Source organism: Paenirhizobium naphthalenivorans, assembly GCF_007992095.1.
In the GTDB taxonomy this organism is placed as follows: domain Bacteria; phylum Pseudomonadota; class Alphaproteobacteria; order Rhizobiales; family Rhizobiaceae; genus Allorhizobium; species Allorhizobium naphthalenivorans.
Genome location: NZ_BJZP01000018.1, coordinates 29,876 through 56,536, shown reverse-complemented (window position 1 = coordinate 56,536; position 26,661 = coordinate 29,876). Strand labels below are relative to the sequence as shown.

Sequence of the window (26,661 nt, the reverse complement as noted above, 5' to 3'; positions counted from 1 at the left end):
CGACAATCCGCATTTCGTGCGAGATGGAAGCATGATCCCGCCCACCCGTCAAAGACCGGCGTTGCGTTTTGCGCCAAGCCCGAACGGCCTGCTTCATCTCGGCCACGCGCTCTCGGCCCTCCTGAACGCCGACATGGCCAAAGCGCTCGGCGGTCGCTTCCTGCTGCGCATGGAGGACATCGATCTCACCCGCTGCACACCCGAATTCGAACAGGCGATCTACCAGGACCTCGACTGGCTCGGGCTTGACTGGGAACGCCCGGTGCGCCGGCAATCGGATCATCTCGGCGATTATCGCACGGCCCTCGACAGCCTGATCGAACGGGACCTCGCTTATCCGGCCTTCATGACGCGCGGCGAGGTCAAGGCGCATGTCGCACGGCAAGAGGCAAACGGGTCTCCCTGGCCGCGTGACCCCGACGGCGCGCCGCTCTATCCGCCGGTCGATCGCGTCTTGACCGGCGACGAGCGACGAAAGCGGATGGAAGCCGGCTCCCGCCACGCCTGGCGTCTCGACATGGGCCGGGCGATCAAACAATGCGGCAAACCCTTGTACTGGACGGAAACTGGCGACGGCGATACCGGCGAGATTGCCGCCGATCCGCAGGACTGGGGGGACGTGGTCCTGTGGCGCTCCGATGCGCCGTCGAGCTATCATTTGTCGGTCACGGTCGATGATGCTGGCCAGGGGATCACCCATGTCGTTCGCGGGCTCGACCTTTTCCATGCGACCTCGGTGCACCGATTGTTGCAGACGCTGCTGGGCCTGCCAGCGCCGATCTATCATCATCACCGCCTGATCCTCGGACCCGACGGGCGCAAACTGTCGAAGAGCGAAGGGGATACCGGCCTTCAGGAGCTGCGTCGGCACGGCCAGACGTCAGCCGACATCCGTCGACTTGTCGGATTGTGAGGCAGACGGCACACTCTCGCCTCCCTTGCCGCTGAGCACCTCGAACTTCAACAGCGCTGCATTGAATTCCGCACCGATGATGAAGATCGCCCCGATCATATAGAGAAAAACCAGCACGACCATAATCGAAGCGAGACCCGCATAGGTCGCCGCATAGTTGGCGAAGCTCGCGAGGTAATAGGCGAAGATCAGCGCACCTGCCAGCCAGAGAACAAGCGTGAGGAGCACGCCCGGAATGACGTCACGGAACCGGCGATGGCCATCCGGCAGACCGAGATGAAAAGCCACCAGTCCGAAGATGAGAACGGCGAGCGTGCCGTAGACACGCCAGTTGGACACAGTGGCAAGGAAGTCCTCGAGAAACGGGAACCATTTCTCCGCAAAGGCAAGTGCCACCGGCACAACGACCAGCAGCGCGCTTATGGCGGCGAGCGCGATGACCGCACCGATCACATAAGCGAAACTGACGAGACGTGTGATGTACCACGGGCGCGTCTCGGTGACGCGGTAGGCGCGGTTCAGCGACGCGCGCAGTGCTTCCACTCCGTTCGAGGCGAAATAGGCCGCGGCCAGCACCGAAACGGTGAGCAGGCCGCCACGCGGAATGGTCAACACCTCGACCACCTGATCAGACAAGGGCTTGGCGATCGCCTCCGGCCAGGTGTCGAAGATCAGATGCACCGCGGTTTCGGCAAAGCTGTCTGCGCCAAGAAAACTCGCCAGCGCCGTTCCGAAGATCAGGAAGGGGAAGACGGCAAGCAGCGCGGATAGCGCCACATGGCTTGCCATCGCCCAGCCGTCGTCCTCGGCGAAATGCTTGAGCGCGTCGAAGCCGACCTTGTAGAGCATGCGCAAGAACGCCGGCATTCCATCTCCTTGCATTCGGCGGGCCACGTGTTCGACGGACCGATTGTCACCCGCGAACGAATATGGGAAACCGGACCTGTTTGTACAGGAAACAATCGATGACCGAACGCCCGACCATCATCGTCACCGGCTGCTCGACCGGGATCGGCGCCCATTGCGCAAGGGCGCTCGCCACCGACGGGTGGCGCGTCTTCGCCACAGTGAGGCGGCCGGACAACCGTTTACCGCTCGAGGCCGATGGTATCGAGACGTTGCAAATGGACTATACCGATGAAGGCAGTATCGCCGCACTGGTCGAGGCCGTTGCCGAGCGGACCGGCGGTCGGATCGATGCGCTGTTCAACAACGGCGCCTACGGCCAGCCGGGCGCTGTCGAGGATCTGTCGACCGACGTGCTGCGCCGCCAGTTCGAGGCGAATTTCTTCGGTTGGCACGAACTGACCCGTCGGGTGATCCCGCTGATGCGAACAAGGGGCGAAGGACGAATTGTCCAGTGCTCGTCTATCCTCGGGCTGCTGCCCTACCGCTATCGCGGGGCCTATACCGCCTCCAAATATGCGCTCGAAGGCCTGAGCGTCACGCTGCGCATGGAACTCCAAGGCTCCGGCATCCATGTCAGCCTGATCGAGCCCGGCCCGATCGAAAGCCGTTTCACCGCCAATGCACTGAAGATGATCGAGGCAAACGTCGATCTCGAGAACTCCGCCCATTCCGAGGAGTACAAGCGCCAACTGGCCCGGCTCGACGGCACCGGCCCGGTCAACCGCTACAAGCTCGGCCCCGAGGCCGTCTACAAAGTGCTGAAACATGCCTTGACCGCCCCCCGCCCCCGCCCACATTATCCCGTAACCGTACCAGCCCGGCGGGGCATCCTGCTGAAGCGACTCCTACCGGCCGATCTCTTCTATCGGCTGATGCGGAAGCTGGATTGACCCCTTATCGAGAAAGCAGACATAAACGATGTCCACCTTCACCACCGTGCTCACCCTGATCGTCATGGGGCTTGTGGTCCTCGTCCTCATCCGGGGACTGTTCAACATGTTGAAGGGCGGCAGCGGCAACACGTCCAACAAGCTCATGCAAATGCGCTTAGTGCTGCAGGCGGTGGCAATCGCGCTCATCATGCTGACGCTGTGGCTGACCGGCGGCGGCCGCTAAGAAGGGGCTAGAAATGGTCAGGCTCAACAAGATCTACACCCGCACCGGAGACGACGGCACAACCGCGCTTGTCACTGGCCCTCGCCGACTGAAGCACGACTTGCGCGTCGACGCCTACGGCACGATCGACGAAACCAACTCGACAATCGGTGTCGCCCGGCTGCACACCGCCGAGATGCCGGAACTCGATGCTATGTTGCTGCGCATCCAGAACGACCTGTTCGACCTTGGCGCGGATCTCGCCGCACCGGAGACGGGAGAAGCGCTGACTTACGAACCCCTGCGGGTCATCGAAGCGCAGGTAACGCGCATCGAAACCGAGATCGACCAGCTCAATGCCGATCTCAACCCGCTGAAATCCTTTATCCTGCCCGGCGGATCGCCAGCCGCCGCGCATCTGCATCTGGCTCGCACAGTCGCGCGTCGCGCCGAGCGGATCATGGTCGAACTGTCACGCTTCGAGGGTGAAACGATCAATGAACCGGCGCTGAAGTACATCAATCGCCTGTCCGACTTCCTCTTCGTTGCCGCCCGCTTCGCCAATGACTGCGGCAAGGCCGATATTCTCTGGGTGCCGGGCAAGAACCGTTGAGCAGCCGCTAGGCCAAGGGGGCGCAAGTGTTCATTCCGCTGCACGACCGCAATGCCCTCAGGCATATCCGGCGACAATACGTGACCTTCGGGCTCATAGTCGCCAATATCATCACCTTCGCACTCACGGTTTTTCTGACCCCGGAATCAGTCGCAGAGGCCAATGTCTTAGGGCTTGGCTTCATTCCGGCCGTGGCGTTCGACAACGCCGTGCTCGATCCGTCTCTGGTCATCGTGCCGCCGGATGCGACCTATCTTACCTATTCCTTTCTGCATGTGGACGCGTTTCATCTCGGCTCCAATATGCTGTTCCTCTGGGTATTCGGCGACAATGTTGAGGATGCGCTCGGCCACCTGCGCTTCCTCGTTTTCTACCTCGCCTGTGCGGCCGCCGGTGCGCTTTTCCACGGCTTCGTCACACCGCTGTCGCAAGCCCCGCTGATCGGCGCTTCAGGTGCCGTTTCCGGCGTGGTGTCCGCCTATCTCATGCTGCATCCGAAGGTGCGGGTCTGGGTGCTGGTGTTGTTTCGTTTTCCCTTGCCGTTACCGGCTTTCGTGCCACTGCTGTTCTGGATCGGCCAGCAATTCGTCATGCTCGCCACCGATGGCGAGAGCACCGTCTCCTGGGGCGCCCATGTCGGCGGCATCCTTGCCGGTGCCCTGCTGGTGCTCGTCATGCGCCGGCGCGGGGTGCCGCTGTTCGATCGGACGATCGTCACCCCGGTCGCCGTCCACCACCACCTCGAGCCCGCTCCACGCGCTGTCCTGCCAGCAGCGGCCGAGACAAAAGGCCCGATTCACTGGGGCCGCTGATGGAATTTCCAGGAACGAATATTGACGCGCACGTAAGCGTCAATTATTCCTGCGGCAAAAGCGTAACGCCCTTCGCAGGAGCGTTGTAATTGGATGAAAAATGCGTATCGATGTCGCCATTCGACAATCGGCGGACCGCTTTCGGGCGCATTTTCCCGCGGGAGCAGTGAAGGAAGGAAACCATGAAGATACTCGTGACCGTTAAGCGGGTCGTGGACTACAACGTGAAGATCCGCGTAAAGGCCGACGGGACCGGCGTCGAGCTGGCCAATGTCAAGATGTCGATGAACCCGTTCGACGAAATCGCTGTCGAAGAGGCCTTGCGGCTGAAGGAAGCCGGCAAGGCCGAAGAGGTTGTCGTCGTTTCGATTGGACCGGCCAAAGCCGAAGAAACCCTGCGTACCGCGCTTGCCATGGGCGCCGACCGCGCCGTGCTGGTTGAGACCGACGACGCTGTCGAGCCACTCGCTGTCGCCAAGTTGCTGAAGGGCGTGATCGAGGCGGAAGCCCCGGGCCTCGTCATCACCGGCAAGCAGGCGATCGACGACGACTCGAACCAGACCGGCCAGATGCTCGCCGCCCTGCTCGGTTGGGGTCAGGCGACCTTCGCATCGAAGGTTGAACTCGGCGCCGACAAGGCGACCGTCACGCGCGAAGTGGACGGCGGCCTGCAGACCATCGACGTCAAGCTCCCGGCGATCATCACCACCGACCTGCGCCTCAACGAGCCGCGCTATGCTTCGCTGCCGAATATCATGAAGGCCAAGAAGAAGCCGCTCGACAAGAAGACCCCAGCGGACCTCGGCGTCGACACCACCGCCCGCCTCAAGGTGCTGAAGACCGAGGAGCCCGGCGGTCGTAAGGCAGGCGTCAAGGTCAAGTCGGTGGCCGAACTGGTCGACAAACTCAAGAACGAAGCCGGCGTGCTTTAATCGGATCGGGATAGGAGACAAAAGATATGGCCATTCTTCTTCTGGCAGAACACGACAATACGACCCTTTCCGACCAGACCGCCAAGGCGCTGACGGCCGCCGCCCAGATCGGTGGCGACATTCATGTGCTGGTCGCAGGTGCGGGCGCCAAGGCCGCGGCTGACGCCGCTGCCAGGCTCTCGGGCGTTTCCAAAGTGCTGCTTGCCGACGACGCCAGCCTTGCCAACGACCTCGCCGAACCGCTCGCGGCCCTGATCGTTTCGCTGGCCGGTGCCTATGACACCATCATCGCCGCCGCGACCTCCTCGGCCAAGAACGTCATGCCGCGCGTTGCAGCACTGCTTGATGTCATGCAGGTTTCGGAAATCATCGAGATCGTCGCCGCCGACACCTTCAAGCGTCCGATCTACGCCGGCAACGCCATCCAGACCGTCCAGTCGACCGACGCCAAGAAGGTCATCACGGTGCGCACGGCATCCTTCGCCGCTGCTGGTGAAGGTGGCTCGGCGACCGTCGAGGCCATCTCGGCCGCCGCCAACCCCGGCGTCTCCACCTTCGTCAGCGACGCGCTGTCAACTTCTGACCGTCCGGAACTGACCTCAGCCAAGATCATCATCTCGGGCGGACGTGCGCTCGGCTCCGCCGAGAAGTTCAACGAAGTGATCCTGCCGGTCGCCGACAAGCTCGGCGCCGCCGTTGGCGCCTCGCGCGCCGCCGTCGATGCTGGCTACGCCCCGAACGACTGGCAGGTCGGCCAGACCGGCAAGGTCGTGGCACCGCAGCTCTATATCGCCTGCGGCATCTCCGGCGCGATCCAGCACCTCGCCGGAATGAAGGACTCCAAGGTCATCGTCGCGATCAACAAGGACGAAGAGGCACCGATCTTCCAGGTCGCCGACTACGGCCTCGTCGCCGATCTCTTCGAGGCCCTGCCGGAACTCGAAAAGGCGCTCTGAGGCACGCTCCTTTCGCAACCGCGAAAGTGACTGGAAAAACGACCCTTTCGGGTCTATCAATTTGCCGGGCCGGCTTCCGTTGGCCCGGCATTTTTGTAAAGTAAGACTGCGGAGTGGCGAGGAGAGCGCAATGGAGACGGTTATCAGCAATGTCGGGATCGTGGGCGCGGGTCAAATGGGCTGCGGTATCGCCCATGTCGCAGCACTCGCCGGCTACAAGGTGACGATCTACGACCTGTCGAAGGATCGGATCGAGGCGGGCCTCGCCACCATCAACGGCAATCTTGCTCGCCAGGTAACGAACGGCAAGCTCTCCGACGACGACCGCAAGGCCGCGCTATCGCGCATCAGCGGCACCGCCGACATCAATGACATGGCGCCAATGGATCTGGTGGTCGAGGCAGCGACCGAGGACGAGACGGTCAAGCGCAAGATCTTCGCCCAGCTGTGTCCGGTGCTGAAACCGGAAGCCCTGCTCGCCACGAACACCTCTTCACTCTCCATCACCCGGCTCGCCGCCGCGACCGACCGGCCGGAACGATTCATGGGCATCCATTTCATGAACCCGGTGCCGGTGATGAAACTGGTCGAGCTGGTGCGCGGTATCGCCACCGACGAAACCACCTTCGACACGGCGAAAACCTTCGTCAAATCCCTCGACAAGACGATCACCGTCGCCGAGGACTTCCCCGCCTTTATCGTCAACCGCATCCTGCTGCCAATGATCAATGAGGCGATCTACACGCTCTATGAGGGCGTCGGCTCGGTCGAGGCGATCGACACGGCGATGCGACTCGGCGCCAACCATCCGATGGGTCCGTTGCAGCTGGCCGACTTCATCGGCCTCGACACCTGCCTGTCGATCATGCAGGTGCTGCACGACGGCCTGTCTGACAGCAAGTATCGCCCCTGTCCGCTACTGGTCAAATATGTCGAGGCCGGCTGGCTCGGCCGCAAGGCCGGACGCGGCTTCTACGACTATCGCGGCGAAGTGCCGATCCCGACGCGCTGAGGCCAGCGCGCCGGAGAACACAACGGACGCCTCAGTGCGCCGTCGATGGATCCGCCACATCAGGCCGGTCATGGGTGCCCAACCGGTCGACAATTGTCCGACTCGCCTCGTTGAAGCCGACGAGCTCGACATCCGCGCCGCGGCGACGGAACTTCAGCACGACGGAGTCAAGCGCCGCAACGCTGGAAATATCCCAGATATGTGCCTGACTGACATCGATCACCACCTTGTCGAGGAATTCGTGAAAGTCGAAAGACTGGCTGAAATCCTCGACAGAGGCAAAGAACAACTGTCCTCCGACCCGGTAGGTCCGGGTACGCCCATCAGCCGAGAGATCCGATGACACATCGAAGATCTTCGAGATCTTCCAAGCGAAGAAAATGCCCGAGAGCAGTACGCCGACCAGAACGCCGATCGCCAGATTGTGCGTGCCGACCACAGTGACGACGGTCGCCAGCATGACGATCGACGACGAGCCCGGATGGTGGCGCAGGTTGTCGATCGATTTCCAGCTGAACGTGCCGACCGACACCATGATCATCACCGCGACCAGGGCCGGCATGGGAATGAGACTGACCCAATCACCAAGCACCACGCAAAGAATCAGCAACAACACACCAGCCGCGAAGGTCGACAGGCGCCCACGCCCACCGCTGCGAATATTAATCATCGACTGGCCAATCATCGCGCAGCCGGCCATGCCGCCGATGAAGCCGGTCACGCCGTTGGCGATACCCTGACCAATCGATTCCTGGTGACGGTTACTGCGCGTATCGGTGATGTCATCGATCAACTGCGCCGTCATCAAGGACTCCAGCAGACCAACGACCGCAACCCCCAACGAATAGGGGGCGATGATCCGAAGCGTCTCAAGGGTGAACGGCACCATCGGCAGATGAAACGTAGGGAAGGCGGAGGGAAGCTCGCCCATGTCGGACACCGTGCGGACATCGATGCCGAAATAGATCGCCACCGCCGTCAAGCCGATGATCGCCACCAGCGGCGAGGGAACGGCGCGAGTGAACCGCGGCAGGATGTAGATGATGGCGAGGGCGACAGCGACCAGCACATAGGTTACCGGCGTAACGCCGATGAGTTCGGGCAATTGCGCCATGAAAATCAGGATCGCCAGAGCATTGACGAAGCCGGTCATCACCGATCTCGACACGAAGCGCATGACCATTCCGAGTTTCAGAAAGCCGGCGGCGATCTGAATGACACCCGCCAGCACGGTGGCCGCCAGCAGGTACTCCAGCCCATACTGCTTGACGAGCGGCGTCATCAACACGGCGGTCGCGGCGGTCGCGGCCGAGATCATGCCGGAGCGCCCGCCGACGAAGGCGATCAGGACCGCGATCGAGAAGGAGGCATAAAGGCCGACTTTCGGGTCAACACCAGCGATAATGGAGAATGCGATGGCTTCCGGAATAAGGGCGAGCGCCACGACGAGGCCGGAAAGAAGATCGGCGCGGACATTGCCGAACCATTCCGCCCGGTATCGGGCAAGATCGAAAGTGGAGAACATGAGAATTTCCCGCAAATCTGAAGGGCCGGTGGGAGGCGCCGGCCAAAAGGCTTCAAGTCTCGTGGGTTGTCCGGCGGATCGGCGGCCGGAAGAGCCACCCGGATTTTCACCGGGTCCAAGTGATTGGGCTCTTCATAGCCGGACCTTAGGCCTATGGCAAGTTGTCGCAGTCCACAAGCGGCAACGCCGAAGACAAGACGGGCCGGGAGGGTTCAACCGCCGACGGCGGCCTTGATCAGCGCCGAAGCGTCCTTGCCATCCCAGGCGGCGGGACCGTTCATCGCGCCGAGCAGGCAACCCTTGTCGTCGATCAGCAGTGTGGCCGGCAAACCAAAGGCGAGCCCTTCCCGCTTCATCGAATTGAACACACCCATGCTGGCGTCGCGATAGAGCCCAAGGGCATCGACGCCTATCTCGTCGAGAAACGCCTTCGGCTTGTCGGACGCCCCGGTGTCAATGTTGATTGCAAGCACCTGGAACCGGTCGTTGCCGTGAGCCTTCTGCAGCGCGTTGAGCGCCGGCATTTCTTCCCGGCACGGCACACACCAGGTCGCCCAGAGATTGAGAAGTATGGTCTTGCCGGAGAAATCGGCAAGCGTCAGATCCTTGTCCCCCTGATCCTTGAACGAGAGACCGCCGATGACGCGCGGCTGGGTCGCCGCGACCATGGCCGCGACCTCGCCGGTGGTGAAGGGCTTGAGCGAAGTCGCTTTTTCGACAGAAGCGGCGCACTGCCCGACATCGGCTGTATCGCCGCCATTGCCAGACCCGGCCTGCTTCACGTATACCGCTGCCGCGCCGGCAACGATCCCGGCGACCGCCGCAAACGCAACGAGCTTGGCGGAAGGAAGTCCGAGCGGTCTTTTTTCTGTCATCGCAGTCTCCAGGATGGGCAAGGCATGGCCGAGGACACCAAGAACATGAAATCCTCCAACCAGATGTGGGGCGGTCGCTTCGCTTCAGGGCCTTCGGCCATCATGGAGGAGATAAATGCCTCGATCGGTTTCGACAAGAAGCTTTATGCCCAGGATATCCGCGGCTCAATCGCGCATGCGACTATGCTCGCGCATCAAGGCATTATATCAGCCGAAGACAAAGACAAGATCGTTCACGGATTGAACACGATCCTGTCAGAGATCGAGGAGGGCCGTTTCACCTTCTCACGCAAGCTCGAAGACATCCACATGAACATCGAGGCGCGTCTGGCCGAGCTGATCGGCCCGGCCGCAGGACGCCTGCACACCGCACGCTCGCGCAACGACCAAGTTGCGCTCGACTTCCGCCTCTGGGTCAAAGAAGAACTGCAAAAGGTCGAGGCATCACTGACCACCCTGATCGCCGCCTTCCTTGATCGCGCTGAGGAACACGCAGAAACCGTCATGCCCGGCTTCACCCACCTGCAGACCGCCCAGCCGGTCACCTTCGGGCACCACTGCATGGCCTATGTCGAAATGTTCGGTCGTGACCGCCAGCGCGTTCGCCATGCGATTGAGCATATGGACGAAAGCCCGATCGGTGCAGCCGCCCTTGCCGGCACCGGCTTTCCCATCGACCGCCAGATGACCGCCAGGGCGCTTGGCTTCCGCGAGCCGACCCGCAACTCGATCGACACCGTGTCCGACCGCGACTTCGCGCTGGAGTTCCTGTCGATCGCGTCGATCTGCGCCACGCATCTGTCGCGGCTCGCCGAGGAGATCGTCATCTGGTCGACGCCGCAATTCGGCTTCATCCGCCTTTCGGACGCCTTTTCGACCGGCTCATCGATCATGCCGCAGAAAAAGAACCCGGATGCCGCCGAACTGGTGCGTGCCAAGACCGGACGGATCAACGGCTCGCTGGTGGCGCTGCTGACGGTGATGAAGGGCTTGCCGCTCGCCTATTCCAAGGACATGCAGGAAGACAAGGAACAGGTCTTCGATTCCGCAGAGAGCCTGGAACTGGCGATCGCCGCGATGACTGGCATGGTCAGCGACATGACCATTCGCGCCGACAAGATGAAGGCGGCGGCCGGTTCCGGCTACTCGACCGCAACCGATCTCGCCGACTGGCTCGTCCGGGAAGCCGGCCTGCCCTTCCGCGACGCGCATCATGCGACCGGCAAGGCGGTTGCCATGGCCGAAGCCAAGGCCTGCGACCTGTCGGACCTCACGCTGGAAGAGTTGCAGTCGATCAATCCGGCGATCACTGCGGGTATTTTCGATGTGCTGACCGTCGAGGCCTCCGTCGCCAGCCGCAAGAGCTTCGGCGGCACTGCACCTTCGGAAGTCAAAAAGCAGATCGCCTGGTGGCGGGCCCGCAACTGATCACGATCCTTTCGCAAGCCATCACGAGAATGAGGGTGCACAAGCGCCCCGATTTTCGCTAGAGGCTAAGGGGACAAGATTTTCGGTGGATAGGTGATGGTGAAGACGCTTTCCCGTGCGACAATGGCAGCCGGTCTCCTGGCGATGGCCACCCTTGTGCTGACCGGCTGCGGCCGCAAGGCCGACCTTGATCCGCCAAGCATGCCGGTCGAACAGCAGAACAAGCTGCAAGCCCCCGGCGAAAAACCGGTCAAACAGACCGTGCCGGACAAGCCCTTCGTCCTCGACCCCCTTCTCTGACAGGTCAAAGCCCGTGAACCACTTCGACTATCGCGACGGCGTACTCTATGCCGAAGATGTCTCCGTACCCGAGATCGCCAAAGCCGTCGGCACACCCTTCTACTGCTATTCGACGGCGACGCTGGAGCGGCACTACAAGGTGTTTTCCCAGGCCTTCTCCAGCGTCGACTCGATGGTCTGCTACGCGATGAAGGCCAATTCGAACCAGGCTGTGCTGAAGACGCTGGCCAGGCTTGGCGCAGGGATGGACGTTGTTTCCGAAGGCGAACTGCGCCGGGCGCTGGCCGCCGGCATTCCGGCAAACCGCATCGTGTTCTCCGGCGTCGGCAAGACCGTCCACGAGATGGACTTGGCGCTTGAGGCGGGCATCTACTGCTTCAACGTCGAATCCGAGCCAGAATTGGAAGTACTCAACCAGCGAGCGGAGAAGGCCGGCTGCAAGGCGCACGTCTCATTCCGCGTCAATCCGGACGTCGACGCCAAGACCCACGCCAAGATCTCCACCGGCAAGAAGGAAAACAAGTTCGGCATTTCCTTCGACCGTGCCCGCGCCGTCTACGCCCGCGCGGCGGATCTTCCCGGTATCAAGGTCAGTGGCATCGACATGCATATCGGCAGCCAGATCACCGAGATGCAACCCTTCGAGGACGCCTTCAAGCTGTTGCGCGAACTGGTCGAGGCGCTGCGCGGCGACGGCCACGCGATCGACCATGTCGACATCGGCGGCGGCCTCGGTATCCCCTACAAGGATGACAACAACCCGCCGCCGGAACCCGAAGTCTACGCCAAGATGGTGTTGGAGCAACTGGCTGGCCTAAACTGCAAGATCATCGTGGAGCCCGGCCGCCTGATCGTCGGCAATGCCGGCATTCTGGTAACCGAGGTGATTTACGTGAAGGACGGCGGCAACAAGACCTTCGTCATCGTCGACGCGGCGATGAACGACCTGATCCGCCCGACGCTCTACGAGGCGTATCACGAGATCCGCCCGGTGGTGATTTCAGCCGCCAGCGCACCGCGCATTCGCGCCGATGTCGTCGGTCCGGTCTGCGAGACTGGCGACTATCTGGCGCTCGACCGCGAAATGGCCATGCCCAGGCCCGGCGACCTGCTGTCGGTCGGATCGGCCGGAGCCTATGGCGCTGTGCAGGCAGGCACCTACAACAGCCGTCGCCTGGTCCCCGAAGTGCTGGTCAAAGGCGACGAATTCCACGTGATTCGCCCGCGCCCGAGCTATGAGGACATGATCGCGCTCGATTCGGTACCGGCCTGGCTGGACTGATCGCCACACCCCGGGCATCGTTCAATTTTCAACGGCCCGGGGAAAAAGCGTACCGGATCGGTCCTGCGCCCTCGTCTTCGCCATAAACAATGCTATCCTTTCAGCTCGAGGCTAGCACGCCCACGCCTTGTCGCGCAGGATGCGGCTTGCGGGAAAAACGGAGACCCGAGGCATGCCCCTTCAGCCCGGCGGCAAGAGAACAGGTGCATTTGGCACCGATCCAGCGCTGGCGCGGCGGGTGGCGGTCAAGCGATTCCTCGCCCGTCTCGTTCTGTTTGCCGAACGGTTGCTGCCACTCTTCCTGCCGCTGGCCGGCATCGCCGCAATCTTCGTCTCCCTCGCTTGGCTGGGCGTCTATCGCCAATTACCGGATCTTATCCGCCTTGGCCTCGTCTTCGTCCTCACCTTCGGCGTCGTCGCAAGCCTCCTGCCCTTTGCCCGGCTGCGCTGGCCGGCCGGTGAGGAGGCCGACCGACTGCTTGAGGAGCGCAATCACCTCGCCCACCAGCCTGTCGCAGTGCAAGACGACGAACCGGCCTTCGACACCCCCTTCGCCCGCGCCCTGTGGGTCGAGCACCAACGTCGTATGGCCGAGACGATCGCTGCCCTCGACGCCGGCCTGCCGCGACCCGACATCGCCCGCTTCGACCGCCATGCCCTGCGCGCCGTTCCCGCTCTGCTGTTCGTTACAGCTCTTGCCTATTCCGGCTCGAACGGCGCCGGCGTGATTTCAGACGCCTTTCGCCAGCAGCCAACGACCAGCGAGACGCCTGGCCTCAGGATCGACGCCTGGATCACCCCGCCCGCCTATACCGGGCAAGCGCCGGTGTTCCTTTCGGGCCGCGACGGTCAGCCTGACGGAAACGCAACCGCCACATCGCCCGGCAACGCGCGCGTGCCGCAGAACGCGCTGGCAACCGTTAGGATCAGCGGCGGCACCGCCGACGAAAAAGTGCTGTTTCGCCGGGCGGACGATGGCACGGTGATCGACATCGCCAGGAACGCGGCAGCTACTGCTCAAGGTGGCCTGCCGCCGGATGGCAAAACCAAGCCCGCCACATCCGCGGCCGGTGTCCACGAATGGCAGCTCGAAACCAGCGGCACGCTTCTAGTCGGCGGTCGACAATGGGCAATCGACGTTGTTCCAGACAAGGCACCGGAAATCACCTTCGACGGACTACCGCGCCGCAGCGCCAACGGCGCGCTCGAGATCGGTTTCAAAGCGAAGGACGATTACGGACTCGCCAAGGCCTACGCCGAGATCGAACCACTGGCAGAAAAGGCGGATGCCATTCCACTTTATGCCCTGCCAGAGTACAAGCTCGACCTGCCGCGTCACAATGCCCGTGACGCAAAAGGCCTGTCGAGCCGCAACATCACCGAACATCCGCTGTCCGGCCGCAAGGTCAGGATCACGCTCGTCGCAACCGACGGCGCGGGACAGACGGGGCGCAGCCAGCCGTATGACATGGTGTTACCCGCCCGCGCCTTCATCGAACCGCTGGCGGCGGCCGTAGCCGAGGAGCGCCAGGTCTTCGCCCTCGACATTCGCGAGCTACGCCAAGCTATCGCCCTCAACGAGGCGCTATCGCTGCGTGCCGACGAGACAATTCCTAACATGACGCACTATCTGCTGATCCAGTCGGCGCAGGCACGGATGAAACTCGCCCGCTCGACGGAACAGCTGAAGGATACCGCCGACTATCTCTGGGAGATCGCGCTCGGCATCGACGGCGGCGACATATCGCTCGCAGAACGCAAGCTGAGAGACGCTCAGCAAGCGCTCGCCGACGCGCTAGAGCGCAATGCGCCCGACGAAGAGATCAAGAAGCTGATGGACGAATTGCGCGCCGCTATGCAGGGCTTCATCGACGCCATGGCGGAGCGCCAGCCGAATGCCGAGGGCCAGCAGCCGTCAGCGCAGAACATGCTGCGCCAGCGCGACCTGGAAAACATGATGAACCAGATCGAAAATCTGGCCCGTTCCGGCAATCGTGACGCGGCCCGCCAGATGCTATCCGAGCTACAGCGCATGATGAACAACCTGCAGGCCGGCCGGCCGCAACGCGGCGGCCAGCAGCAGGAGAACAGCCAGGCACGCCAGCAGATCGACAAGCTAGGCGAAGTCATGCAGGACCAGCAGAAGCTGATGGACGAGACCTTCCGCCTCGATCAGGCGTTGAAGGATCGCATGCAACGCGGCGATCCCGGTTACGGCGAGGACGGCGAATTCCTTGACCGGCCACCCCAAGGCCAGAACGGCGATCAGGATCAGCGAGGACAACAGGGCTCTCCCACCGACCGGATGACGGCCGACGAACTACGCGAGGCGCTGAAAAACCTGCGTGCCCAGCAGGACGCGCTCGGCAAGAAACTGGGCGAGCTGGAGAAGGGATTGAGCGATCTCGGCGTCAAGCCCGGCGAGAGCTTCGGTCAGGCCAAGCGGGAAATGCGTGGCGCCGGCGAGGCGCTGGGCCAGAGCCAGGGCGACCGGGCGGTGGAAGGTCAGGGCAAGGCGCTCGAAGCTCTGCGCCAAGGTGCGCGCGACATGATGAACCAGATGACACAGGCGATGCGCGGCCAGCAGGGACAGCAGCAAAGTGGACAGAACGGCCGCGATCCGCTGGGTCGCCCGCGCGCCACGTCAGGCCCGGACTTCGGCGAGCGGGTCAATGTGCCCGATGAGATCGACGTGCAACGAGCACGGGAAATCCTTGAAGCGATCCGCAAGAAGCTCGGCGACAATGGCGGCCCCGAACTGGAGCGCCGCTATCTCGAACGGCTGCTCGACATCCAGTAGGCCGGACCGAGGACGCGCAGAGGCAGAGACCGCTGCGTCAGCTGGCAAGCGCCTTGGCGACCGCCTCGCGGATTTCCGGAAGAGCGAAAGGTTTCGGCACGACATCGATGATCTTCGCGGCAAGGTCGTCGGCCCGCTCGCGCTGTTCGGCATAACCAGTCATCAGCAGGATCTTGAGATCGGGAAAAGACGAAGCCGCTCGGTGCGCCAGTTCGATGCCGTCCATGACGGGCATCCGTATATCGGAAAGCAGCAAGTCGAAAGCTCCCTCCTCAAGACGTTCCAGACCTTCGGCACCGTCGGCGGCCTCGTACGTCTCGTGACCGTCAAGACGGAGCGCGCGCGCCACAAAGGAGCGTAACGAATCCTCGTCTTCGGTAATGAGAATTCTCGCCATGATCGATTTGCTCCCGGTCCATTCATTGCCAGGAGCGAAATCACCAGAGTTTCCTTTGCGATAGGTAAACGAAACGAGGATGGGCGGCTTCCATGGTTAACAACCGGTCTTCGGCGCGGGGCGAGACTTCGCCCGGTGCCGCGCCTCAGGCGTCCGTCGCATCGCCGGTGACGACGCCGACGAAAGGCAACTCCCGAAAGGCGTAAGCGACATCCATGCCATAGCCGACGACAAAATAATCGGGACACTCGAAGCCCACATAATCCGCCTCAAGCTGTTCCTGGCGCTTCACTTTTTTATCCAGCAGGACGGCCAGGGAGACATTGGAGGCGCCGCGCTCATAGAGCAGTTCCTTGGCGAACTTGAGCGTGCGTCCGGATTCGAGGATGTCGTCAATCAGGAGTACGTCACGACCATGCACGTCGCTATCGATGTCCTTGACGATCCTGACCCCTTGCGAGACCGTGCCCGCGCCATAGCTGGACAGGGTGATGAACTCCACCTCCGGCGCCAACCCGACATCGTGCAGGGCGCGGATGAGATCAGCGGCGAAGACGAACGAACCTTTGAGCACCGCGATTACCAGAAGGTCGCGCGACGGTCCCTTGGCAATCTCGGCGGCAAGCTGGTGGTTACGCTCGTTGATCTGCGACGCGGTATAGAGCGGTTCGATATTCTTTCCGCGGACGACGGGCATGGCCTACTCCTTTGAGCGCTGCTGCATGGCCGATCGCAAATGCCGGCCCTGGAAAGTTGTGGCCGATAGCACAGTCGGCTGCGTCAGGCACCCGTTTCCTCGAAGGAAAGCCGGAGTTCCGGCGTTTTTCCACCGGGATGCAGCAAACGCGCCGTGATGCCGCGACTGTGTCCGGCATCGATCTCGTCGACCGGCGTGGCGATATAAGTGCTGGCAATGATCTGGCCACCGGCGATCAGATCCGCTCGCAGCTTCGGAACATGGCTCCTCGCCGCGCTGCGGTTCTCGATGATGGCATTGACCTGAAGAATACGCATGCCGTCGGCGTCGCGCGGGGTCAGGCTGACATGAGTGATGTCGAGCGGACGGACATACGCTTCCGCATCCGGCGCACGCACGATCAGTCCGGCGAAGGCGAAAGTGACGACGAAGGCGAGCGCGACGAACAAGGCAAAGCCTCGCTCGGAAAAGGTTTGCAGGACCCTCTCTGTGCTGCGCAACGAGCCGCCGGCAAGGCCGACCCAGTGGCTGGTGTCGAAAGCCCGGCGTTCGGCAGGCGCGCGCCGGCGGTTATCGTTCAAACCACCGCTGGCCTGCGCGCGGCGCGGCGCGTCATCGACTGCAACATAGTGCGCATCAACCACGTCGGCAGCTGCATGGAGGCCGGATCTCAAGGGCCGCCGCGGACGCTCCGGCGGCAGAAGGTCGATCTCCGGCTGAGCCGGGGGCCGTCTAGAGCGGAATGCGTTCATCTTTCCGGCACCTCTCGCGTGCACCCACAGACCGGCCAAATCTGGGCATTGAAACGAATCCCCTCCAGACGTAAATTCAAATGGTTAATGTTTCGGAAAGAGACGGTGAAAGCTGCCAATTTGCGGGCAACATTTACCGGTTGTTAACCCGCTTCGTTAACATGGTGCAGACCCCTGCGATCTGTCAGACTGGCTGAGCTCTTGATCCACTTTGAAAATGTCGGCTTGCGTTATGGAATGGGACCGGAGATCCTCCGCGACCTGACCTTCGACATTCCGAAGCGCTCCTTCCAGTTCCTCACTGGTCCATCCGGTGCCGGCAAGACGACGCTGCTGCGCCTTCTTTTCATGTCGCTGCAACCAACCCGCGGGCTGATTCGCAGCTTCGGCCGAGACATCACCAAGATTCCGCGCTCTGAGCTGCCCATGCTGCGCCGCCGCGTCGGCATCGTCTTCCAGGATTTCCAGCTACTCGACCATCTCACCACCTACGAGAACGTCGCCCTTCCCTTGCGGGTGCGCGGAAAAGACGAGACGAGCTATCGTAACGACGTGCTAGAACTACTAAAATGGGTCGGCCTCGGCGAGCGGATTAACGTGCTGCCACCGGTCCTGTCGGGCGGCGAGAAGCAGCGCGTGGCAATCGCCCGCGCCTTGATCGACCGGCCGGAAATTCTGCTGGCCGACGAACCGACCGGCAATGTCGATCCTCCGATGGCCCGACGCCTGCTCAGCCTTTTCCTCGAACTCAACCGTCTCGGCACAGCCGTCGTGATCGCCACGCATGACCTGGCGCTGATGGACCAGGTCGACGCACGACGCATGATCCTCACAGACGGGCGGCTCGACATCTATGAATGAGTTCGACCGAAACGCCACCGCCCAACCCCCAAAGGCACGCCGGACCGCAATGACGGTCAGGCCGACCGGAGCGATCCTGCCGCCCTCCAACATCCAGGGCAATGCGCTAATGGTGGTGATCGCCATCATGGCCTTCCTCGCCTGCCTGACGCTTGGGGCCGTCAGCATGGTGCGCACCACCGCCGCCGGCTGGCAAAGCCAGATCGCCCGTGAGATCACGATCCAGATCAAACCGGAAGACGGCCTCGACATGAGCCAGGCGCTCATCAAGGCGCGCGACCTGGCCCTGACTTTCGTCGGCACCAAGGACGGTCGGATCATGGACGACGAAGCGACAGCGCGCCTGCTCGAACCCTGGCTCGGAACGGGCCTCGATCTCAACGAACTGCCCGTGCCGCGTCTTGTGATCATCACGATAGACGAAGCCAACCCACCCGATTTCGCCGCCATGCGCGCGCTTTTGAAAACCGAGGTGCCTCAGGCCTTCCTTGATGATCACCGCACCTGGGTCGATCGCCTCGTGCAGATGGCCCGGACCACCGTGCTGATCGGCTCGGGCGTGCTCATCCTGGTTTTCACCGCCATGGTACTAACGGTGGTATTCGCTACCCGCGGCGCGCTCTCCGGCAACCGGCATATTATCGAAGTGCTGCACTTCGTCGGCGCGGAGGGCTCCTTCGTCGCCCAGGAATTCCAGATGCACTTCCTGAAGATCAGCCTCAAGGGGGCGGCGACCGGCGGATTGCTTGCGGCAGCGCTGTTTGCGATAGCCAGCTACTGGCAGAGCCGCTCGCTCGCCACCCCTCAGAGTGACCAGGCAGCGGCACTGTTCGGTACTTTCTCGATCGGCTATCTCGGCTATCTCGGCATTTTCGCCACCATGATCGTCATCGCCCTCTTGACCACTGTGACGGCGCGACTGACTGTGATCCGCACCATCTACGAGATCGACCTCATTCGCTCTGACCCGGCTCGAACCGACGGGCTGCTCGGCGATTGAGGGGACGAATGCCTGTTGAATGCCACAAAGCCGCCTGTTCCCTATGACAGAAGCGCGCTATGCAAAAGACATGACGATGGGTCAGATGAGTCGCGACAGAGCATTACGCGAGCGACAGCCGCGGCGTAGCGCGGGTGGCATTTTCGCCCGCCGGGGCCGTTTGCGTCGCGTTCTGCACTATGGTGGCCTTGCTGTCATTTTCTGCGTAGCGATGATCCTCGCCGGTTTCCTGTGGTACGCCGACTCTGTGACCACGCTGGTGCCGCCGGCACAAGCGAAGGCTGATGCGATCGTCGTCCTGACCGGCGGCTATCAAAGGATCGACCAAGCCGTCGAACTGCTGAGACGCGGCTCCGGCCAACGGTTGCTGATTTCAGGCGCCCATCCGACCACGTCCCCGACGCAGATCCGCAAGATGACCCAGAGCTCACCCGATCTTTTCGACTGCTGTGTCGACGTCGGCTATGAAGCGCTCGACACGATCGGCAATGCCAACGAGATCTCGCAGTGGATCCACGACCATGGCTATGGTTCGGTACTGGTGGTGACCAACAACTATCACATGCCGCGCAGCCTGATGGAGCTGCGCCGCAAAGACAGGGCGACGCAATACATCCCTTATCCGGTCGTCAATTCCGATCTCAAACACACCGACTGGTATAGCCAACCCGACGTCCTGCGCACGCTGCTGTCGGAATATGGAAAGACACTCGTCGCCTATGCCCGTGGCCTGATCGGCTGGGGCAGCGACGGCCTGCGCTCAACGGCGAGAGCGGTCAAGACCTCAAGCTGAGAAGCCTCAGGAATTCCAGCAACAACGCTTTTTATCCTCACCGATATGCGATAGGGACGACTGTACGTCCGCCGAGGAAAAATGCGTCCGATGATCATATTGCGTTCCATCCTGTTCAACACACTCTTCTACACCAATCTGGTGCTTCAGATGATCGTGTTGTCGCCCTTCTATTTCCTGGCGCCCCGCAAGACGGCCTTCATCGTCCCGAAGAACTGGGCACGCTCCAACCATTGGCTGATGGAGAAGATCGTCGGCACGACCTTCACGATCGAAGGATTGGAGAATATCCCGCAAGACGGCTATATCCTGGCGCCCAAGCACCAGTCCTTCTGGGACACTTATGCCCTGCTGCCCTGGCTCAACGATCCGGTCTATATCCTCAAGCGTGAGTTGATGTGGATCCCGATCTTCGGCTGGTACGTCGCCAAGCAGCGGATGATCCCGGTCAATCGCGGGGCCCGCGGCAAGGCGATGGTCGCCGTGATGGAACGAACGAAGAAGGAGGTGGCCAGTGGCCGCCAGTTGATCATTTATCCGGAAGGAACGCGCCGCCCGGCTGGCGCCGAACCCGCCTATAAATACGGCATCGCGCGCATCTACCGCGACCTCGACGTTCCTGTCGTGCCCGTCGCCATGCATCCCGGCCTGTTCTGGCCACGCCGCAAGTTCCTGCGTTTCCCTGGTCACTTCAAGGTCAGGATCCTGCCGCCGATCGAAGCCGGCCTCGACCCCGACGTATTCTATGAGACATTGATCGCGCGGCTGGAAAAGGCGAGCGATGAGTTGTTGGTGGAAACGGTGCGCGACAATCCGCATGTGCCGCTACCGCCGACGGCCGTGCAGCGCCTGAAGGAACTGCAGATCGAGGGCAAATCGGCTTAGGCCGTCAATCAACCCCTTCGAGGCGCTCGATCTCGGTGACAACCTGTTCCAGCCAGTGGTCGTGTATGCCCATTTCGCGCAAGTGGGAGACGGTATTGGCCACATAGACCGGGTTGGGACCCGACACACCGACCGCCTGGTTGACGATGCGCGCGGCCTCTTCGACCGTAACAGCCCCGCCATATTGACGATGGGCGCGATCCACCACATAGGTCAGAGCCTGCACCTTGCGGCCGTCATCGAGCCGCACAGCCAGCTGTCGCTCCAGATAGACATGCGTCACCAGTTCGCGCTCCCGCAGATATTCGATCGTCTCGGCACGATCGCGCAAGGCAACCTTGAAGGCCACGCCGCGACAGGATCCGCCACGATCGAGGCCGAGCACCAGACCCGGCCTATCCTGCGTACCACGATGATGCCAGGAACGGACGCAGAGGGACCGCCGATAGCCGATCATGCGGCCCTGCATCCGCTCCTCATAGGAGAAGCCCGGGTTCCACATCAGTGATCCGTAGCCAAACACCCAAAATTCGTCCATATCGCAGGTCATTCCAAAACACCGGCCGGATTGCCGGTTCACTATTTTACGTTTGGAGCGCCTGATGGCAACGTCGCGTGAGAAAAACCGCAGTACCGCCAGCCGCAAGGTCGCGCGACTCGCCGTCGCAATCGCCGTCGCCATCCTCGTCTATAGCGGCCTGTGGTTCGCCGCGGCAGGGGCGATCGAAAAGAAACTCGGTGAAATTCTCTCCGGCGACAATCCGGCGGCGATCGAAGCCGCCTGCACCGACAGGACAGTTGGCGGGTTTCCCTTCCGCCTCGGTGTCACCTGCGCCCAGCTCACCGTGGACGACCATTTCCACGGCCTGTCAGCCACCTTCGGCGCCTTCCGCTCCGCCGCCCAGTTTTATGCGCCGGGTCATGTTCTGTGGGAACTCGAAGGGCCAGCACAGGTACGCTCCAGCCTCGGCTTCTCGCTTGCGCTGCAATGGACGCAGCTGCACTCCAGCCTGAGCGCCGGCCTGTCCGGCCTCGCCCGTAGCTCGATCGAGGTAAAGGACCTGCAGACCTTGATGACGGCAAGGGTCGATGGCGAGACGATCGAGACGAAGGCCCCGCACGCGGAGGCGCATGTGCGCCGCTCGGGCGACGATCTGGATCTGGCAGTACTTGCCAGGGATGCAGTGATGTTCTGGCGGGGTCAGCCTCCCTTGCTACCGCCACTGTCGGCAAGCGTCGACATGACCCTGATCGGCAAAGCCAAATATCTGGATCTTGAAGGGGATCGCGGTGAAGGGCTCTACGGCAGCCAGGCCGAAATCCGCAGGTTTGTCGCCGACATGGGCGAAGGCCGGGTACTAACGCTCTCCGGCCCAATATCAGTCGGCACGGATGGGATGCTCTCGGGTCAATTGCATGTCGAGGTCGAAGGCATAAAGGCTTGGCGGACAGCTCTTCGCACCTCTTTTCCCGAAGAGCGCAAGACGATCGACAACGCCGCCGACGTGCTCGGCGCAATCTTTGGCGGCAAGGACAAGGGCAAGGCCGACCTGACGGTGACGGACGGCGTGGTGTCGCTTGGCATATTCCCGATCGCCGTCCTGCCGCCGCTCTGAAAAGGTGATCAGACCTTCTTGTCGAGCGAGTGGCGGCCGAAATCCGGCACATCGACGTCCTGGCCGGCTTCAATGATGGAGCGGCGCACGTCGCGGGTGCGGGTGAACAGTTCGAAAAGCTTGTCTCCCTCGCCCCAGCGGATCGCCCGCTGCAAATAGGCGAGATCTTCCGAAAAGCGCGCCAGCATTTCAAGGATCGCATCCTTGTTGTGCAGGCAGACGTCGCGCCACATGGTCGGGTCAGAGGCGGCGAGACGGGTGAAGTCGCGGAACCCGGAGGCCGAATACTTGATCACTTCCGACTGCGTTACGGTTTCCAGATCATCCGCCGTGCCGACGATGTTGTAGGCAATGATGTGCGGCAAATGCGACACGATAGCGAGCACCTTGTCATGGTGCTCCGGGTCCATCTCGTCGATCTTCGAACCGAGCGCTTCCCAGAAGGCCTTGAGCTTGGCAAGCGCGTCCGCATCCGTTCCCGGTAGCGGCGTGAAGATGCACCAACGACCGTGGAACAAGCCGGCGAAGCCGGCATCCGGGCCGGATTTTTCGGTACCCGCCAGCGGATGACCGGGAATGAAATGCACGGTCTTCGGCATGTGCGGAGCCATCTGCGCGATGACCGAAGCCTTGGTCGAGCCGACATCGGTGACGATCGCACCGGGTTTCAGGTGCGGAGCGATCTGCTTTGCGACCGCTTCGGACGCGCCGACCGGAACAGAGACGATGACCAGATCGGCCCCTTCGACGGCATCGGCCGCCGAGAGCTTGTAAGAGGTTCCCAGCTCCAGCTCCTCGGCACGCTTCAGCGTCTCGGGACTGCGGGTCGAGACGACGACCTCCCTGGCCAGACCGAGTTGCTTGACGTCGCGGGCGATCGAGGAGCCGATCAGGCCGATGCCGATCAGCGCGATCCGGTCGAACAGTTGAGCCATCAGGACCGTCCCAAGAACTCAGTGAGCGCTTCGATGACTCCGCGATTGGCCTCCTCGCTGCCGATCGTCATGCGCAGCGAATTGGCAAAGCCATAGCCGCGCACAGCGCGCAGGATATAACCTCGGCTGGTGAGGAAATCGTCGGCCTCGGCGGCACGCTTGCCGTCAACGTCGGGGAAGTGAATCAGCACGAAATTGGCGACCGAGGGCGTGACCTTCAGGCCAAGCGCCGTAAGCGCGGTGGTGACCTTCTCCACCCAGACAAGGTTGTGCTCAACCGCCATGGCAACGAAATCCTGGTCGCGCACGGCTGCCGCACCCGCAGCCTGTGCCGGAGCGTTCATGTTGAACGGACCACGCACACGGTCCAGCGCATCGATGATCTCGAGCGGCGCATAAGCCCAGCCGACCCGGAGCGCCGCCAAACCGTAGACCTTGGAGAAGGTGCGGGTCATGACGACGTTCCTGCTGCCGGAGACGAGCTCAATGCCGGCCTGGTAGTCGTTGCGCTTGACGTATTCGGCATAGGCCGCATCGAGCACCAGGATGACATTACCCGGCAGACCGGCATGCAGACGGCGGATCTCGCTCACCGGGACATAGGTACCGGTCGGATTGCCCGGATTGGCGAGGAAGACGATCTTGGTTTTCTCGGTGACGGCGGCAAGGATCGCGTCGACATCAATGACGCAGTCCTTCTCCTTGACAACCACCGGCGTGGCGCCGGCGCCCATGATCTGGATCTTGTAGACCAGGAAACCGTGCTCGGTGATGATGCCCTCATCGCCCGCGCCGAGATAAACATGGCAGAGCAGACCGAGTAGTTCGTCCGAGCCGTTGCCGCACAGGATATTGGCCTTGTTGAGCCCGTGCACTTCGGCGATAGCCTCGCGCAGCGCCATGGCCTGGCCGTCCGGATAGATCTCAAGATGGCCGGCGCTCTGCTTGAAGGCGTCAACCGCCTTGGGACTCGGGCCCATCGGCGTTTCGTTCGACGACAGCTTGAAGACCCTTGCGACACCGGGGGCATGCTCCTTGCCGGGCACGTAGGCGGCAATGTCGAGGATACCCGGGCGCGGAGTGGGCTTCATGGTTTCGCTGCTCATCGATGTGACTTTCTGTCGTTGAAAATGCGGGCGGACGCCCGACGCTATCGGTGCTCAGCCATTAAAACGGAATGGCGTTTTTGTCGAGGGCGGCCGTGATCGCAGCCGCAAGCAAGTCAGGCCTTGCGCTGCACGGCGACCCGCGCCGTCGGCACGCCCTGCGGCGCGAGAACCGGGGCGAAGACCCGACGCGAGGCGCGCGCGGCAACCGGCAAGCCCTGATAAAGCCGCTTCTGCGCCTCGACGACGATCACGCCGGAAAAGGCCGGCCAAAAAATGCGTCCCAGCCGCTCGAAGCTGCGGCGCAATTTCAGCACGGCGCGGATCTTCGACGGTGGAAAGAACAGCGCTTCGGCGCTGGCTCCGGGCGTGAAATTGGTTTCGCGCAGGAGCGCCGTCAGCTGGCCACGCGAATAGGGTCGTCCGGAGCCAAACGGTGTGTGCTCCATGCGCGCCCAGACCCCACGCCGGTTCGGCACGACGATCACCAGCCGGCCACCGGGCGCCAGCACACGCCAGATCTCCTTCAGCGTTTCACGCGGGTTTTCGGCGAATTCCAGCGAATGAACCATCAGCACCCGGTCGATCGAGGCATCCGGCAGTGGCAATTCCTCATCAAACACCAGGGCCGTGGCCGAAGGCTCGCCGACCGGCCAGTTCACCGCACCCTGACCCGCCGGCATGAAGGCGAAGGTGCGTTCGGTATCGGCGCGAAAACGGTCGAGAAAGGGGACGGCATAACCGATGCCAACCAGCCGTTCCTGCGGCAGGCGCGCCCAAAGCGACGACAGCGCCACGGCGATCGACTGCTCTGCCATGCGGCCCAGCATGGAATGATAGAACTGGCGGAGATCGACGATATCGACATGCATGGCGTCATTGATAGCAGGCAGTGGATGGACTTCAAGGCACAAGGCGCTACATTTCGGCGAAAGCAGCAGAAGGGACACCGACCTGATGAAACCCCTCGATCTCGACGTCTTTCCCTGCCGAAGCGACAATTTCGGCGTCCTCGTCCACTGCCCGGAAAGCGGGCTCACCGCCTCAATCGACGCACCGGAACTGGACGCGATCGCCGCGGCCGCCGAGCGGCGCGGCTGGAAGATCACCCATGTTTTCACCACCCATCACCATGGCGACCATGTCGAGGCGAACCTAGCGCTCAAGGAAAAATACGATTGTGAAATTATCGGACCGCGCGAGGAAGCGGTGGCGATCCCCGGCCTTGACCAAGCGGTCGGCGACGGCGACACATTCGAGTTCGGCGGTCACACCGTGCGCGTGATCGAGACACCCGGACACACAGCTGGCCATGTTTGCTACCATCTGCCCGACGACAAGCTACTGTTTTCCGCCGATACGCTGTTTGCGCTTGGCTGCGGTCGGCTGTTCGAGCGGCCGGCGGCCGATATGTGGCATTCATTGCAGAAACTCGCCGCCCTGCCCGACGAGACGGCCGTCTATTTCGGCCATGAATACACGCTGTCGAACGCCCGCTTCGCGCTGACAATCGACCCAGAAAACGAGAGGCTGAAGGTTCGCGCCGCCGAGATCGAAGACAAACGGCAGCGCGGCGAGTTCACCATCCCGACGACGATCGGGCTGGAAAAGGAGACCAATCCCTTTCTGCGTGCCAGCGACCCTTCGATCCGCCGCAATCTCTTGATGGAGGGGGCGACCGACGAGGAAGTCTTCGCTGAGATCCGGAAGCGCAAGGACCACTTCTGATGCATGCGGAAGCAGTGATCGAGGCGCTTGGGCTCGAGCCCCATCCAGAGGGCGGCTGATTCGTCGAGACGTTTCGCGATCCGGCCGGCGGTCCGCGCGGTCATTCAACCGCGATCTACTACCTGCTGAAAGCCGGAGAGCGTTCGCACTGGCACAGGGTTCGCGACGCCGTCGAGGTCTGGCACTACCATGCCGGCGCGCCGCTCGCGCTCTACAGCGCGCCTGACGGGACGGCGGTCGAGATAATCGTGCTGGGTGCCAATTTTCTGCGTGGCGAGCGGGCGCAGGCCGTCATTCCGGCCAATGGCTGGCAGGCGGCCGAAAGCCTCGGCGCCTACACACTCGTCGGCTGCACCGTGGCACCCGGCTTCGACTATGCCAGTTTCGAAATGGCGCCGCCCGGATGGTCGCCCGGTTAGGACAGACAATCGTGAACCTG

Annotated in this window: 28 protein-coding genes, 1 pseudogene and 1 other annotated feature; of the genes and pseudogenes, 19 read left to right on the top strand and 10 right to left on the bottom strand. The window is 62.2% G+C overall.

The annotated features are described in order from the left end of the window. The first annotated feature begins 31 nt into the window (after positions 1-31). Positions 32-913, top strand: a complete 882-nt coding sequence (gene gluQRS, locus RNA01_RS16315; protein ID WP_147181279.1) for a tRNA glutamyl-Q(34) synthetase GluQRS — start codon at positions 32-34, stop codon at positions 911-913. On the opposite strand, the gene RNA01_RS16310 is transcribed toward gluQRS, so the two are convergent. Further along, positions 881-1,780, bottom strand: a complete 900-nt coding sequence (locus RNA01_RS16310; RefSeq protein WP_147181278.1) for a YihY/virulence factor BrkB family protein — start codon at positions 1,778-1,780, stop codon at positions 881-883. The genes gluQRS and RNA01_RS16310 overlap by 33 nt on opposite strands. 98 nt (positions 1,781-1,878) lie before the next feature. On the opposite strand from RNA01_RS16310, the gene RNA01_RS16305 reads away from it, so the two are divergent. From RNA01_RS16305 to RNA01_RS16275, 7 genes are all read left to right on the top strand, one after another. Further along, complete coding sequence (locus tag RNA01_RS16305) at positions 1,879-2,712, top strand: SDR family oxidoreductase (protein WP_147181277.1); 834 nt, start codon at positions 1,879-1,881, stop codon at positions 2,710-2,712. A 28-nt stretch (positions 2,713-2,740) separates the two neighbouring features. Beyond that, entirely contained in the window at positions 2,741-2,938 is a 198-nt protein-coding gene (locus tag RNA01_RS16300) for a twin transmembrane helix small protein (RefSeq protein ID WP_147181276.1), read from the top strand. 13 nt (positions 2,939-2,951) lie between these two features. Beyond that, entirely contained in the window at positions 2,952-3,530 is a 579-nt protein-coding gene (locus RNA01_RS16295) for a cob(I)yrinic acid a,c-diamide adenosyltransferase (protein WP_147181275.1), read from the top strand. Between the two features lie 26 nt (positions 3,531-3,556). Then, positions 3,557-4,342, top strand: coding sequence for a rhomboid family intramembrane serine protease (locus RNA01_RS16290; RefSeq protein WP_147181274.1), 786 nt, complete (start codon positions 3,557-3,559; stop codon positions 4,340-4,342). 182 nt (positions 4,343-4,524) lie between these two features. Continuing rightward, a complete protein-coding gene (locus RNA01_RS16285; RefSeq protein WP_147181273.1) occupies positions 4,525-5,274 on the top strand; it encodes an electron transfer flavoprotein subunit beta/FixA family protein in 750 nt (249 codons plus the stop codon). 26 nt (positions 5,275-5,300) lie between these two features. Further along, positions 5,301-6,230, top strand: coding sequence for an electron transfer flavoprotein subunit alpha/FixB family protein (locus RNA01_RS16280; protein ID WP_147181272.1), 930 nt, complete (start codon positions 5,301-5,303; stop codon positions 6,228-6,230). 130 nt (positions 6,231-6,360) lie between these two features. Beyond that, complete coding sequence (locus RNA01_RS16275; RefSeq protein ID WP_147181271.1) at positions 6,361-7,242, top strand: 3-hydroxybutyryl-CoA dehydrogenase; 882 nt, start codon at positions 6,361-6,363, stop codon at positions 7,240-7,242. 31 nt (positions 7,243-7,273) lie between these two features. On the opposite strand, the gene RNA01_RS16270 is transcribed toward RNA01_RS16275, so the two are convergent. Both RNA01_RS16270 and tlpA read right to left on the bottom strand, forming a co-directional pair. Next, positions 7,274-8,767, bottom strand: a complete 1,494-nt coding sequence (locus tag RNA01_RS16270) for a SulP family inorganic anion transporter (RefSeq protein ID WP_147181270.1) — start codon at positions 8,765-8,767, stop codon at positions 7,274-7,276. Positions 8,768-8,831: 64 nt separating this feature from the next. Then, positions 8,832-8,887, bottom strand: a sequence feature (sul1 is cis-regulatory element that is thought to sense ions involved in sulfur or methionine metabolism; They are found in Alphaproteobacteria). Positions 8,888-8,979: 92 nt separating this feature from the next. Continuing rightward, on the bottom strand, positions 8,980-9,642 hold the full coding sequence (tlpA, locus tag RNA01_RS16265) for a thiol:disulfide interchange protein TlpA (protein ID WP_147181269.1): 663 nt from the start codon (positions 9,640-9,642) through the stop codon (positions 8,980-8,982). A 24-nt stretch (positions 9,643-9,666) separates the two neighbouring features. Here tlpA and argH point away from each other — a divergent pair, with 24 nt between their 5' ends. The 4 genes from argH (at position 9,667) to RNA01_RS16245 (ending at position 15,452) form a co-directional block, all read left to right on the top strand. Continuing rightward, on the top strand, positions 9,667-11,070 hold the full coding sequence (gene argH, locus RNA01_RS16260; RefSeq protein ID WP_147181268.1) for an argininosuccinate lyase: 1,404 nt from the start codon (positions 9,667-9,669) through the stop codon (positions 11,068-11,070). Positions 11,071-11,166: 96 nt separating this feature from the next. Continuing rightward, positions 11,167-11,370 (top strand): LPS translocon maturation chaperone LptM, encoded by a 204-nt coding sequence (gene lptM / locus RNA01_RS16255; protein ID WP_147181267.1) that lies wholly within the window; start codon positions 11,167-11,169, stop codon positions 11,368-11,370. 13 nt (positions 11,371-11,383) lie between these two features. Then, on the top strand, positions 11,384-12,652 hold the full coding sequence (lysA, locus tag RNA01_RS16250; RefSeq protein WP_147181266.1) for a diaminopimelate decarboxylase: 1,269 nt from the start codon (positions 11,384-11,386) through the stop codon (positions 12,650-12,652). Positions 12,653-12,824: 172 nt separating this feature from the next. After that, positions 12,825-15,452: a TIGR02302 family protein gene (locus tag RNA01_RS16245; RefSeq protein ID WP_147181265.1), complete on the top strand. Its 2,628-nt coding sequence runs from the start codon at positions 12,825-12,827 to the stop codon at positions 15,450-15,452. Positions 15,453-15,489: 37 nt separating this feature from the next. Here RNA01_RS16245 and RNA01_RS16240 read toward each other — a convergent pair whose 3' ends face one another. The 3 genes from RNA01_RS16240 to RNA01_RS16230 form a co-directional block, all read right to left on the bottom strand. Further along, the gene (locus tag RNA01_RS16240; protein ID WP_147181264.1) at positions 15,490-15,849 is read right to left on the bottom strand and encodes a response regulator; all 360 of its coding nucleotides are present in this window, start codon (positions 15,847-15,849) and stop codon (positions 15,490-15,492) included. Positions 15,850-15,994: 145 nt separating this feature from the next. Further along, a complete protein-coding gene (hpt, locus tag RNA01_RS16235; RefSeq protein WP_147181263.1) occupies positions 15,995-16,546 on the bottom strand; it encodes a hypoxanthine phosphoribosyltransferase in 552 nt (183 codons plus the stop codon). Positions 16,547-16,629: 83 nt separating this feature from the next. Next, entirely contained in the window at positions 16,630-17,298 is a 669-nt protein-coding gene (locus RNA01_RS16230; protein ID WP_147181262.1) for a hypothetical protein, read from the bottom strand. Between the two features lie 201 nt (positions 17,299-17,499). Between RNA01_RS16230 and ftsE the strand changes: the two genes are divergently transcribed. The 4 genes from ftsE (at position 17,500) to RNA01_RS16210 (ending at position 20,837) form a co-directional block, all read left to right on the top strand. Beyond that, entirely contained in the window at positions 17,500-18,159 is a 660-nt protein-coding gene (ftsE, locus tag RNA01_RS16225) for a cell division ATP-binding protein FtsE (protein WP_147181261.1), read from the top strand. After that, positions 18,152-19,159, top strand: a complete 1,008-nt coding sequence (locus RNA01_RS16220) for a cell division protein FtsX (protein ID WP_147181260.1) — start codon at positions 18,152-18,154, stop codon at positions 19,157-19,159. Before ftsE ends, RNA01_RS16220 begins: the two co-directional genes overlap by 8 nt. A gap of 85 nt (positions 19,160-19,244) precedes the next feature. After that, positions 19,245-19,952: a YdcF family protein gene (locus RNA01_RS16215; RefSeq protein WP_235916689.1), complete on the top strand. Its 708-nt coding sequence runs from the start codon at positions 19,245-19,247 to the stop codon at positions 19,950-19,952. A gap of 90 nt (positions 19,953-20,042) precedes the next feature. Next, positions 20,043-20,837 carry a lysophospholipid acyltransferase family protein gene (locus RNA01_RS16210; protein ID WP_147181258.1) on the top strand — a complete coding sequence of 265 codons (795 nt, stop codon included), beginning with the start codon at positions 20,043-20,045 and terminating at the stop codon, positions 20,835-20,837. A 4-nt stretch (positions 20,838-20,841) separates the two neighbouring features. On the opposite strand, the gene RNA01_RS16205 is transcribed toward RNA01_RS16210, so the two are convergent. After that, positions 20,842-21,375 (bottom strand): gamma-glutamylcyclotransferase, encoded by a 534-nt coding sequence (locus tag RNA01_RS16205; protein WP_147181257.1) that lies wholly within the window; start codon positions 21,373-21,375, stop codon positions 20,842-20,844. A 64-nt stretch (positions 21,376-21,439) separates the two neighbouring features. On the opposite strand from RNA01_RS16205, the gene RNA01_RS16200 reads away from it, so the two are divergent. Then, positions 21,440-22,453 carry a DUF2125 domain-containing protein gene (locus RNA01_RS16200; RefSeq protein WP_147181256.1) on the top strand — a complete coding sequence of 338 codons (1,014 nt, stop codon included), beginning with the start codon at positions 21,440-21,442 and terminating at the stop codon, positions 22,451-22,453. 8 nt (positions 22,454-22,461) lie between these two features. On the opposite strand, the gene RNA01_RS16195 is transcribed toward RNA01_RS16200, so the two are convergent. From RNA01_RS16195 to RNA01_RS16185, 3 genes are all read right to left on the bottom strand, one after another. Continuing rightward, positions 22,462-23,388: a prephenate/arogenate dehydrogenase family protein gene (locus RNA01_RS16195; RefSeq protein ID WP_147181255.1), complete on the bottom strand. Its 927-nt coding sequence runs from the start codon at positions 23,386-23,388 to the stop codon at positions 22,462-22,464. Further along, positions 23,388-24,494 (bottom strand): histidinol-phosphate transaminase, encoded by a 1,107-nt coding sequence (gene hisC / locus RNA01_RS16190; protein ID WP_147181254.1) that lies wholly within the window; start codon positions 24,492-24,494, stop codon positions 23,388-23,390. Before hisC ends, RNA01_RS16195 begins: the two co-directional genes overlap by 1 nt. 116 nt (positions 24,495-24,610) lie before the next feature. Then, a complete protein-coding gene (locus tag RNA01_RS16185; RefSeq protein ID WP_147181316.1) occupies positions 24,611-25,366 on the bottom strand; it encodes a class I SAM-dependent methyltransferase in 756 nt (251 codons plus the stop codon). Positions 25,367-25,451: 85 nt separating this feature from the next. On the opposite strand from RNA01_RS16185, the gene gloB reads away from it, so the two are divergent. Further along, positions 25,452-26,222: a hydroxyacylglutathione hydrolase gene (gene gloB / locus RNA01_RS16180; RefSeq protein ID WP_147181253.1), complete on the top strand. Its 771-nt coding sequence runs from the start codon at positions 25,452-25,454 to the stop codon at positions 26,220-26,222. Further along, a pseudogene (locus RNA01_RS16175) lies at positions 26,222-26,641 on the top strand (cupin domain-containing protein). Before gloB ends, RNA01_RS16175 begins: the two are co-directional and overlap by 1 nt. The last annotated feature ends 20 nt before the right edge of the window (positions 26,642-26,661 follow it).

What these genes read in the sequence shown, in the direction of transcription:
- RNA01_RS16300 (WP_147181276.1), top strand. Translation starts at nt 2,741, where the DNA reads ATGTCCACCTTCACCACCGTGCTCACCCTGATCGTCATGGGGCTTGTG.
- RNA01_RS16245 (WP_147181265.1), top strand. Translation starts at nt 12,825, where the DNA reads ATGCCCCTTCAGCCCGGCGGCAAGAGAACAGGTGCATTTGGCACCGAT.
- RNA01_RS16205 (WP_147181257.1), bottom strand. Translation starts at nt 21,375, where the DNA reads ATGGACGAATTTTGGGTGTTTGGCTACGGATCACTGATGTGGAACCCG.
- RNA01_RS16280 (WP_147181272.1), top strand. Translation starts at nt 5,301, where the DNA reads ATGGCCATTCTTCTTCTGGCAGAACACGACAATACGACCCTTTCCGAC.
- RNA01_RS16275 (WP_147181271.1), top strand. Translation starts at nt 6,361, where the DNA reads ATGGAGACGGTTATCAGCAATGTCGGGATCGTGGGCGCGGGTCAAATG.
- RNA01_RS16215 (WP_235916689.1), top strand. Translation starts at nt 19,245, where the DNA reads ATGAGTCGCGACAGAGCATTACGCGAGCGACAGCCGCGGCGTAGCGCG.
- RNA01_RS16210 (WP_147181258.1), top strand. Translation starts at nt 20,043, where the DNA reads ATGATCATATTGCGTTCCATCCTGTTCAACACACTCTTCTACACCAAT.
- RNA01_RS16185 (WP_147181316.1), bottom strand. Translation starts at nt 25,366, where the DNA reads ATGCATGTCGATATCGTCGATCTCCGCCAGTTCTATCATTCCATGCTG.
- hpt (WP_147181263.1), bottom strand. Translation starts at nt 16,546, where the DNA reads ATGCCCGTCGTCCGCGGAAAGAATATCGAACCGCTCTATACCGCGTCG.
- gluQRS (WP_147181279.1), top strand. Translation starts at nt 32, where the DNA reads ATGATCCCGCCCACCCGTCAAAGACCGGCGTTGCGTTTTGCGCCAAGC.
- RNA01_RS16270 (WP_147181270.1), bottom strand. Translation starts at nt 8,767, where the DNA reads ATGTTCTCCACTTTCGATCTTGCCCGATACCGGGCGGAATGGTTCGGC.
- RNA01_RS16295 (WP_147181275.1), top strand. Translation starts at nt 2,952, where the DNA reads ATGGTCAGGCTCAACAAGATCTACACCCGCACCGGAGACGACGGCACA.
- RNA01_RS16285 (WP_147181273.1), top strand. Translation starts at nt 4,525, where the DNA reads ATGAAGATACTCGTGACCGTTAAGCGGGTCGTGGACTACAACGTGAAG.
- argH (WP_147181268.1), top strand. Translation starts at nt 9,667, where the DNA reads ATGGCCGAGGACACCAAGAACATGAAATCCTCCAACCAGATGTGGGGC.
- RNA01_RS16230 (WP_147181262.1), bottom strand. Translation starts at nt 17,298, where the DNA reads ATGAACGCATTCCGCTCTAGACGGCCCCCGGCTCAGCCGGAGATCGAC.
- gloB (WP_147181253.1), top strand. Translation starts at nt 25,452, where the DNA reads ATGAAACCCCTCGATCTCGACGTCTTTCCCTGCCGAAGCGACAATTTC.
- lptM (WP_147181267.1), top strand. Translation starts at nt 11,167, where the DNA reads ATGGTGAAGACGCTTTCCCGTGCGACAATGGCAGCCGGTCTCCTGGCG.
- tlpA (WP_147181269.1), bottom strand. Translation starts at nt 9,642, where the DNA reads ATGACAGAAAAAAGACCGCTCGGACTTCCTTCCGCCAAGCTCGTTGCG.
- RNA01_RS16310 (WP_147181278.1), bottom strand. Translation starts at nt 1,780, where the DNA reads ATGCCGGCGTTCTTGCGCATGCTCTACAAGGTCGGCTTCGACGCGCTC.
- RNA01_RS16240 (WP_147181264.1), bottom strand. Translation starts at nt 15,849, where the DNA reads ATGGCGAGAATTCTCATTACCGAAGACGAGGATTCGTTACGCTCCTTT.
- RNA01_RS16305 (WP_147181277.1), top strand. Translation starts at nt 1,879, where the DNA reads ATGACCGAACGCCCGACCATCATCGTCACCGGCTGCTCGACCGGGATC.
- RNA01_RS16220 (WP_147181260.1), top strand. Translation starts at nt 18,152, where the DNA reads ATGAATGAGTTCGACCGAAACGCCACCGCCCAACCCCCAAAGGCACGC.
- RNA01_RS16195 (WP_147181255.1), bottom strand. Translation starts at nt 23,388, where the DNA reads ATGGCTCAACTGTTCGACCGGATCGCGCTGATCGGCATCGGCCTGATC.
- hisC (WP_147181254.1), bottom strand. Translation starts at nt 24,494, where the DNA reads ATGAGCAGCGAAACCATGAAGCCCACTCCGCGCCCGGGTATCCTCGAC.
- RNA01_RS16200 (WP_147181256.1), top strand. Translation starts at nt 21,440, where the DNA reads ATGGCAACGTCGCGTGAGAAAAACCGCAGTACCGCCAGCCGCAAGGTC.